Below are 8,126 nucleotides of genomic sequence, written 5' to 3'. Positions count from 1 at the left end.
CCCTCCGCCGCAATCCGCTTCCGCACCCGCCTCGGCCCGCCGAGGCGGGAGCGGTCGTTTGCGCGGGTTACGATCGAGGTCGCAGTGATCCAGGGGAGGGGATTGTCGTGACGGGTGTCGGTCCGGCCCGGCCGCCGGAATCGCTCCGGCTCCGGCGGGTTCGCGGATCGCGGTGATCGACTTCGGTTCGTCGGCGTTGACCGTCGCGCTGCTGACGGCGTCGGCGGATGGCTCGGCGCGGGTGGTCGACTCTCGCGACCTCCCACCGGTTTCCGCCGCGGATCTGACGGCGTCGGGCCTGCCGCCGGTGGTGAGCGCCGCCGGTCGATGTCCTGCGCGGCGCCGGTATCACCTCGCCGGCCGACATTCATGCGCTGTATCTCGCGGGATATGCCGCACATAATCCGTTGGTACAGAATGCATTTCGGATGCTATGCCCGGATCGGCGTGTGAAACAGCCAGTGCCGCAGCAAGTTCCGTTTGCGAGTCCGTCGCCGACGAGCCCGGTGGGTCAGCCGAACTCGAGATCGAATCTCCCGCTGATCATCTTCGCGGTCCTGGTGGTCATCGTGGTGGCGGTCGGAGTCGTGGTCGCCACGATCGAGACCGGTTCGGAAGGACGGGGTGGCGGTCGATCCGGGCACCCACCTGGTGTACGTCACGAATGAGCGGTTCCTCGGGTACCAGCTTGACCCGAAGACGGTGAATGTCAATGCGGCAGGCTGGGCGTCATCGGTCTGATCGCCGCCCTGGTGACCCCGGCCCGCGAATCCTGAGCTACCGGCCGCTGGTCCGCCGCTTGGGCGTGGCGTCCGGGGGCCGGGCCCGCGTCCTGGTTCTATGGGGCAATGGCCGAGAAGGTTGTTCTCATCACCGGGACCTCCAGCGGAATCGGACTGGCGGTCGCGGCGGCGGCAGTCCGGGCCGGGTACCGGACGGTCGCGACCCTCCGCAACCTGGACAAGGCGGGCCCGGTGCTCGAAACCGGCGCCGACGTGCGCCGACTCGACGTGACGGACTCGGCCTCGATCACCGAGTGCATCGACGGCGTCGTCGCCGATTACGGCCGCTTGGACGCCCTCGTCAACAATGCCGGCGTCTCGGTGTTCGGCACGATCGAGCATCTCCCGATGTCGGAGATCCGTCGTGCCATGGACGTCAACTACTTCGGCGTCGTCGAGGTCACCAAGGCGGCCATGCCGCACCTGCGCGCCACCAAGGGCCACGTCGTGACGGTGACCAGTGTCGGCGGCGCGGTCGGGCAGCCCTTCAACGAGGCCTACTGTGCCGCGAAGTTCGCCGTCGAGGGCTTCATGCAGAGCCTGGAACCGGTGGCCGCCACGGTCGGCGTCGGCGTCAGCATCATCGAACCCGGCGCGGTGACAACGGAATTCGTCGCCAACGCGCACATCGACCCGGCGGCCGCGATCGCGGAGGCGGGCCCGTACGCCCCCGCCCTCAACGCCTACATGAACCGCACGCGCAGCGCCTACTCCACCGGCCAGACCGCCGACCAGGTGGCCGCCGTGGTCATGTCCGCCCTCACCGCGTACCCGATCGTCTTCCGCTGGCAGACCTCGGACTACGCCCGCTCCTTCGTCGCCTCCAGCCTCTCGGATCTGGACGGCTCCATCGTCGCGGGCATCACTGCCGACTGGCTCCGCTGACTCGGGTCAGCCCGAGGTCAACCTTCCAGCAACAACGTGACCGGACCGTCGTTGACGAGTTCGACGTGCATGTGCGCGCCGAAACGACCGGTGGCGACGGTCGCGCCGAGTTCGCGCAGCGCCGCGGCGAAAACCTCCACCAGCGGCTCGGCGACCGCGCCGGGCGCGGCCTGATTCCAGGACGGCCGCCGCCCCTTGGTGGTGTCGGCGTAGAGGGTGAACTGGCTGATGACCAGCACCGGCGCGCCCAGATCGGCCGCGGACCGCTCGCCGTCGAGGATTCGCAGCCGGAAGAGCTTGTCCGCCAGCGCCTTCGCCGTGGCTTCGGTATCGGTGTGCGTCACCCCCACCAGCGCCACGAGTCCGTGCGGCGCACCGTGCGCGGCGGGATCGATCCGCCCGACCACCTCGCCGTCCACCGTCACCTGCGCCGCGCTCGCTCGTTGCACCAGTATCCGCACGGCAACCATCTTGGCAGATCGACCGTGAATTTCATTGCGCGCCATGGCGAGTTCACGAACGTAGGCTGTGCTGGAACCTTCAGCGGGCAAAGGCGGAGTGGACAGTAGTTAACGATGGCACCTGACAACAGTGAGAAGTACAAGGGCAAGGACCACACGGCTTTTCCGAGCCTGTGGGAGAAGGCTGGTACCGGCAAGCTGGAGTTCGAGCCGGGCGCGGCCGAGAAGGGCGCGAAAGCCGCGGCGAAGCTGATCGAAGAGCTGCTGTACTACCAGGGGATCATCGACGGCAATCTCAAATATGTCGGCAACATCGGCAATCTCGACTCGGGGCGCAAGCTGGCCGCGGCCCTCGGGAAGATGGGCGAGCACTACTCGGACGCGATGACCACCCACGTCGCGATCCTGCGGGACATGATCGAGACGTTCAATGCCGCGGGCCGCGCCTACGTCAATACCGACCACCTGTCCGCGGAAGTGTTGGGCCGCCTGAACACCAAAGCGCCGGACGGTCCCGCCAAGGACCAGTCGAAAGACGTGAAGATCGACATTCCCCACAAGTCATCGCCCTATGCGGGCTCGAACTCCGCCGAGGACAACTACCCGGACAAGCTGAAGAACTGGGTCGGGGACAAGGGCAAGGCCAAGGATCCCGTCTCGGTCACGGCGGAGACCAAGAACTTCATGCAATGGGGAATGCTGTACTCGCTCGGCACCTCGCTGTCCCCGGACCCCTACAACAACGCGTATGAGCTGTACAAGCTGTTGAAGTCGCGCGTCGAGACCTCGCTCAACAACTTCAAGACCGAAGTGCAGGGTCTGCAGGGCGAGTGGCACGGTGAGGGCGCCGCGGGAGCGCAGAGTGCGGTGCAGCGCTATTACGAGGACTTCCAGCCCATGATCGACACTCTCGACTACTCGGCCCAAGTCATGAGGTATGTCAGCCGCTGGATGCTGTGGACCAAACATGTGATGCCGACGATCCCGACACCTCCGGATCCGGATCGCATGGTCGGCGATCAGAGTCTCGAGCACAAGCGCGACCTTTATGAGCAGCACTACGGCCAGGGTCTCGACCACACCGCCGGCGCACTGCCCGGCGTGCCGTCGCCTCGAACGGTTGCGGGGCCCTGGCCGGTCGTCAACCCGCCGGTGGACAAACCGGGGGATAAGCCTGGGGACAAGCCCGGCGATGAACCTGGGGACAAACCGGGCGACAAGCCCGGCGATCACCAGGGCGGCGGCAATCAGGGCGGCGGCAATCAAGGTGGTGGCAACCACGGCGGCGGCGCTAACCAGGGTGGCGGCGCTAACCAGGGTGGCGGGAACGGCAACCACGACAAGAAGAACGACCAGCACAACAAGAACGACCAGCACAACAAGAACGACAAGCACGATCAGAACGGCAACAATAACCAGCAGAAGCCGAACCAGCAGAAGCCGAACCAGCAGAACCCGAACCAGCAGAACCCGAACGAGTCCAACCCCAACGGTTCGAATCCGAACGGTTCCGGTGGCAATGGCGGCAACCCCAACACGAATACGCCGCAGGGCACTTCGCCGAACGGCTCGGGCAACTCCGACACGTCGCAGCTGACCAGTGCACTGACCCAGCTGGCTTCGGGCATGACCCAGGGCATGTCGACGCTCTCGCAGCAGCTGCCGCAATTGCTCCAGCAGTTGCAGGCCGCTGTGCACTCGAGCGACATGTCCACGCTGGCGAATCTGCTGGGTGTGCCGGAGGACAAGGTGACCTCCGCGTTCGCGGCGATCGAGAAGGACCCGGCGAAGCTGTCGCAGCTGTCGCACCTGCTCGGCCTGACCCCGGACACGCCTGCCGCGCCCGCCGCCCCCGCGGCCGGGCTGCCCGGCGACACCGCTCGGATGGGCAGTGCCGCCGCGTCTCCGATGGTGGGTCACGCGATGGCGGATCCGTTCGGGGGCCTGACCAATCTGTTCGGCCCGCGGGCCGGTGTCGACAGCGGTTTCGTGATGCCGGAGGCCGGCGTGGCGGCGGGGTCCGCCGAGGGTGCGGTGGCCACGTCCGCGTCCGCCGCCGGTGCCGACCCGGTGCGCGAGGTGGTGGACTTCTTCCGTGAGATCGCGCACGCGCCGGCCGCTGAGGGGGCCGCGGTGGTCGAGCCATGACCTGGCAGTTCACCGACCTCGAGTTCAAGGTGCTGTGTAATCGGTATCGGGAGGGTTCGACGCCCGCGCCGTTCGTGTACACCTGCCGGACAAGTGATGCCGACGAATATCGCCGGCAGCTGTGGGCAGCGGAGGACGAGCTCGATCAACGACTCGACTCGACCTTCCGGCCGGTGTTCGAAGCGGTCGCCAACCCCGAGGTGATGGTGGTGGTTTACGGCTGGAACGATGCGGACCTCGACAACCCGGAGGCGTATGTGCGGGTGCATGGTGTCCGGCGTGGTCGCCGCGCCTGTGTGCTCGTGCAGCAGCCCGGTGAGTCGCTCGAGCACAGTACCGGTGTCACGCTGATCGAGTGTGAGCCGGAAGAGTTGGCGCAACTGTTGGTGGCGCAGCTTCCGGAGGTGCCGGGCGGCCGGTCGCCCGCGATCCCGATCGTGGACGAGCCGGTGGTCGTGGATCCCTATGAGGCGCCACGTGCTTCGGCCTTCGACAGCTTCGAGGAATCCGTCGAGACGCCCGGCCTGCGGTTTCTGTCCAGCCCGACCGATCAGGCCGGGCGGATGCAAATCCTGCAAGCGCGGTCGAAGTACGGTCCGCGAGGTGTCGCCATGTCGCGGCTGGAGTGGCGGGACCTGCCCGGCGACGGCCGCTATGTGATCGATCATGACCAGGAGTCGAAGTTCGCGATCGGCATGGACGGCCGAAAGCTCGCGGGTTACATCGATATCAGCATCGCGCGGATTCTCGAGCATATGGAATCCCGCGGTGAACAGGACGAATTCGTGTGATTCGGGTCGGGTCGCGGCGGTTCCGCACCGCCGCGCCCCCGCTGGAATCGGCACTCGCCGTTCAGCTTCCGGCTACTACCTGGTTGCCAACGCCTGACAGGGTTTCCTCCCATGAGCGGTCGGCTGGAAGCTTACGAGGATCTGTTGACCAAGGCGGCTGGTCGGACGGACAAGGTGCGCGACGGCATCGAAAAGGTCGTGAGCACACTGACTTCCGCGGCCGACGGGCGGGGAACGCCCTGGGGGAACGACACGCTCGGCGGCAACTTCGCCAATGGTGAGCAGGGATATCTCGCCAGCCGCAAGAACATCATCGAGGGCGCGGGCAATATGGCCGGGACCTTCGGCAACTTCTCGGACGGCCAGCTGAAGGCCGCCGCGGAGCTGAAGAAGATGGATCACGGCAACGGCGACGGGTTCGAGTGACCGATCATGGTGAATGAACGGGCCAAGGCCGACTTCTCGGATATTCTCGACGACTTCCGTGATCAGATGCGCACCATCACCCGGTTGCAGCAGCAGCGGGCGGCGATCACCGCGTCCGCGAGTGTGCGTGGTAAGCGGGTGACGGTCACCGTGAACGCCGACGGCACGGTGATCGAGACCAAATTCGCGTCGGACATCGACGATCTCGACTATCAGGAGATCGCCAAGGCGGTGACCGAGGCCGCGCAGCAAGCGTCCGCGGAGGTGGCGCGGCGCAGCCGGGAGATCATGGCCCCGGTGTCGCAGACCCGCAATCGGCTGCCGAGGCTGTCGGAGCTGGTGCCGGACATGCCGGATCTGTCGGAGGCACTGCGGATTCCGGAGCCGCCGGTGGTGTCGACCGCGCCGCCCAAGGCGCCGGAACGTCGGGCCGCGGAGCCGGGTTCGGATGACGCGGGGCGAAATCGTGGTGGGGCCACCGATTCCGGATGGTGACACCGCCTGCACCGGTGGGTTAGCGGCGTATGACCCTCCACCTGCCTTCGGAACTCGAATGGCTCGGCTACCTCGTGGGCGTGGAATGGCCCGAGGGCGACGAGGACCAGATGTGGGCGCTGGCCGAGGACTGGCGCAATGCCGCCGCCGGGCTGCGCGACCAGATCTCGTCCATCACCGATGCCAAGTCCGCGACCCTGGCCGCCTATGTGAACGGCGACGGTCGCGACGAGATGGCCCAGCTGTTCGACAAGCTGGCCGCACCGGCGAGTGGCGATGGCAAGGGCGATTCGATCCTGGATCTGGCCAAGCATTTCGAGCAGCTGGGTGATTCGGTCGAGGAGACCGGCACCGAGATCCAGTACACGAAGTTGATGTTCTACTCGTCGATCGCGATGGCGCTCGGCGAGATCATCGCCGCGTGGGGTTGGCCGCCGACCGCTCCGGCGGTGGAGGCGATGGTCATCGCGTTCACGCGTGTCGCGGTGCGGATGATCGGCCGCGCGGCGCTCGACCGCATCCTCGCCATCGCGGCCCGGATGGGCATCACCGCGGTCGTGAAGTTCGCGATGCGCCACATCGTGATGAACACGCTGCTCGGCACGCTGCAGGACTACGGGATTCAGCAGTATCAGGTCGAGACCGGGCACCGGAAGAACGTCAACTGGACCCAGGTCGGCGTGACATCGATCAGTTCCGCCATCGGCGGCGCGGTCGCGGGCCCGATCGGCGGAGCGATCGGCAACTCGCTCGGCCAGCGTGGGGTGAACCGCTATCTGACGGGCCTGGTTACCGGCACCACCGCCGGATTGGTGGGCGGCGGCGCGGGTTTCGTCGGCGCGACGGCCGCGCAGTTCGGCTTCGATGTGGCGCAGCACGGCTGGGACCAGGCCGTCGAGAACGTGAAGAACACCCACTTCGACCCCCGCATGCTCACCGGCGGCATGTTCCAGGGCGGGTTGTCTGGTGTGAACCACACTGGGGCGCATACGGTTTGGGAACCGAAGGTCACCCGCATGCACGCGGGGATCACTCCCGGTGACCTCACCCTCGTGGGTTCGCGCCCGGACACTCCGGGCGTCAACGGCACCGGCGGAGGCCACGACCCGGGAACCAACGGCTCCAACGGGTCCAACGGGTCTGACGGCACCGACGGTTCTCGCGCACAGGGCGGCGGCCCCGGTTCCGACGGCACCCGCGTTCATCCGGCGTCGGTCGACGGCGGCGAACCGACCGGCGACGCCGGCGCCCGTCCGACCGGCGACGGCAGCACCGCGCACCCCGACGCCAACGGCCAGAACGGCGGCGTCACCACCGATTCCCGCACCGCCGATCGCAACACCCCCACCGACCAGGGCGGCGCCACCCAGACCGGCCCGTCGAACACCTCCGAATCGGCCCCGCAAACCCACGTCGGCACCGACACGAACGGCGCGGGCGGCGCGCCGGTCAGCCACCCGCAGGCGAGCGCACCCGAATCCTCGGCCCCGGTGCAGAGCGGCATCCAGGGCGGCGGAATCCACGACACAACCTCCGCTGCAACGACTTCCAACGGCGGTGCAAACGGCGGAAGCTCGACCACCCCTGCGTCCTCGACGTCGGGCGGGTCATCCAGCGCAGGTGGCTCGTCCAACGTCGGTGGCTCCTCGAACGTCGGTGGCTCGTCGAACACCGGTGGGTCGTCGAACGCTGGTGGTTCGTCGAATAGTGGTGGAGCCCCGGCGAATACCGGTGGCGGCTCGTCGAATTCCGGGGGAGCCACCGCGAATACGGGTGGCGGTTCTTCCACCGCGGGCGGCAGTTCGTCGCCCGGAGCCAACGGACCTGCTACCCACGCGGCGTCCGCCCCGGGCGGCAGCTCGCCCGCTTCCGACACGTCCGCACGCGCGGGATCGACCGCCGGACCGGCAGATCCGTCCGCCACCGGCGCCCGTGCCGGTGCCCCCTCCGCAACGCCAGCCGGAGCGACTGCGGGCGCGGGGGCCTCGTCTCCCGCCGGTGCGACCGCCGCGAGCGGCTCACCGTCGTCCTCGCCCGTCGCCGCCTCCTCCGGCGGCAACGCCGCCCCGGGCTCGACCACCCAGCACGCCGGCGGCGCACAGCAATCCGCCGCCGCCACACCGGACCAGCGCGCAGCC

7 protein-coding genes are annotated in these 8,126 nt (G+C 67.7%); 6 read left to right on the top strand and 1 reads right to left on the bottom strand.

Going from position 1 to position 8,126, the window contains the following annotated elements; translation table 11 throughout:
• Positions 1–848 precede the first annotated feature (848 nt).
• The gene (locus ACFV4K_RS32985) at positions 849–1,667 is read left to right on the top strand and encodes an SDR family NAD(P)-dependent oxidoreductase (protein WP_379280197.1); all 819 of its coding nucleotides are present in this window, start codon (positions 849–851) and stop codon (positions 1,665–1,667) included.
• Between the two features lie 17 nt (positions 1,668–1,684).
• Here ACFV4K_RS32985 and dtd read toward each other — a convergent pair whose 3' ends face one another.
• Positions 1,685–2,128, bottom strand: coding sequence for a D-aminoacyl-tRNA deacylase (gene dtd / locus ACFV4K_RS32980; protein ID WP_379280196.1), 444 nt, complete (start codon positions 2,126–2,128; stop codon positions 1,685–1,687).
• A gap of 114 nt (positions 2,129–2,242) precedes the next feature.
• Between dtd and ACFV4K_RS32975 the strand changes: the two genes are divergently transcribed.
• The 5 genes from ACFV4K_RS32975 to ACFV4K_RS32955 all read left to right on the top strand — a co-directional run.
• Positions 2,243–4,276, top strand: coding sequence for a hypothetical protein (locus ACFV4K_RS32975; RefSeq protein ID WP_379280194.1), 2,034 nt, complete (start codon positions 2,243–2,245; stop codon positions 4,274–4,276).
• Positions 4,273–5,067, top strand: coding sequence for an ESX secretion-associated protein EspG (locus tag ACFV4K_RS32970; RefSeq protein ID WP_379280192.1), 795 nt, complete (start codon positions 4,273–4,275; stop codon positions 5,065–5,067). The genes ACFV4K_RS32975 and ACFV4K_RS32970 overlap by 4 nt, the downstream gene beginning before the upstream one ends.
• 111 nt (positions 5,068–5,178) lie before the next feature.
• Positions 5,179–5,493 (top strand): hypothetical protein, encoded by a 315-nt coding sequence (locus ACFV4K_RS32965; RefSeq protein ID WP_379280191.1) that lies wholly within the window; start codon positions 5,179–5,181, stop codon positions 5,491–5,493.
• A 6-nt stretch (positions 5,494–5,499) separates the two neighbouring features.
• Complete coding sequence (locus ACFV4K_RS32960; protein ID WP_379280189.1) at positions 5,500–5,988, top strand: YbaB/EbfC family nucleoid-associated protein; 489 nt, start codon at positions 5,500–5,502, stop codon at positions 5,986–5,988.
• Between the two features lie 29 nt (positions 5,989–6,017).
• Positions 6,018–8,126 (top strand): hypothetical protein (locus tag ACFV4K_RS32955; RefSeq protein ID WP_379280188.1); only part of this gene is annotated, 2,109 nt, incomplete at its 3' end.

It is taken from the genome of Nocardia sp. NPDC059764 (assembly GCF_042732555.1).
GTDB lineage: Bacteria > Actinomycetota > Actinomycetes > Mycobacteriales > Mycobacteriaceae > Nocardia.
The sequence above is the reverse complement of the archived record's forward strand: the minus strand, read 5'-3'. Positions and strand labels throughout refer to the sequence as shown.

Coding starts and splice junctions, on each gene's coding strand:
- ACFV4K_RS32985 (WP_379280197.1), top strand. CDS start 849: ATGGCCGAGAAGGTTGTTCTCATCACCGGGACCTCCAGCGGAATCGGA.
- ACFV4K_RS32975 (WP_379280194.1), top strand. CDS start 2,243: ATGGCACCTGACAACAGTGAGAAGTACAAGGGCAAGGACCACACGGCT.
- ACFV4K_RS32970 (WP_379280192.1), top strand. CDS start 4,273: ATGACCTGGCAGTTCACCGACCTCGAGTTCAAGGTGCTGTGTAATCGG.
- ACFV4K_RS32965 (WP_379280191.1), top strand. CDS start 5,179: ATGAGCGGTCGGCTGGAAGCTTACGAGGATCTGTTGACCAAGGCGGCT.
- ACFV4K_RS32960 (WP_379280189.1), top strand. CDS start 5,500: ATGGTGAATGAACGGGCCAAGGCCGACTTCTCGGATATTCTCGACGAC.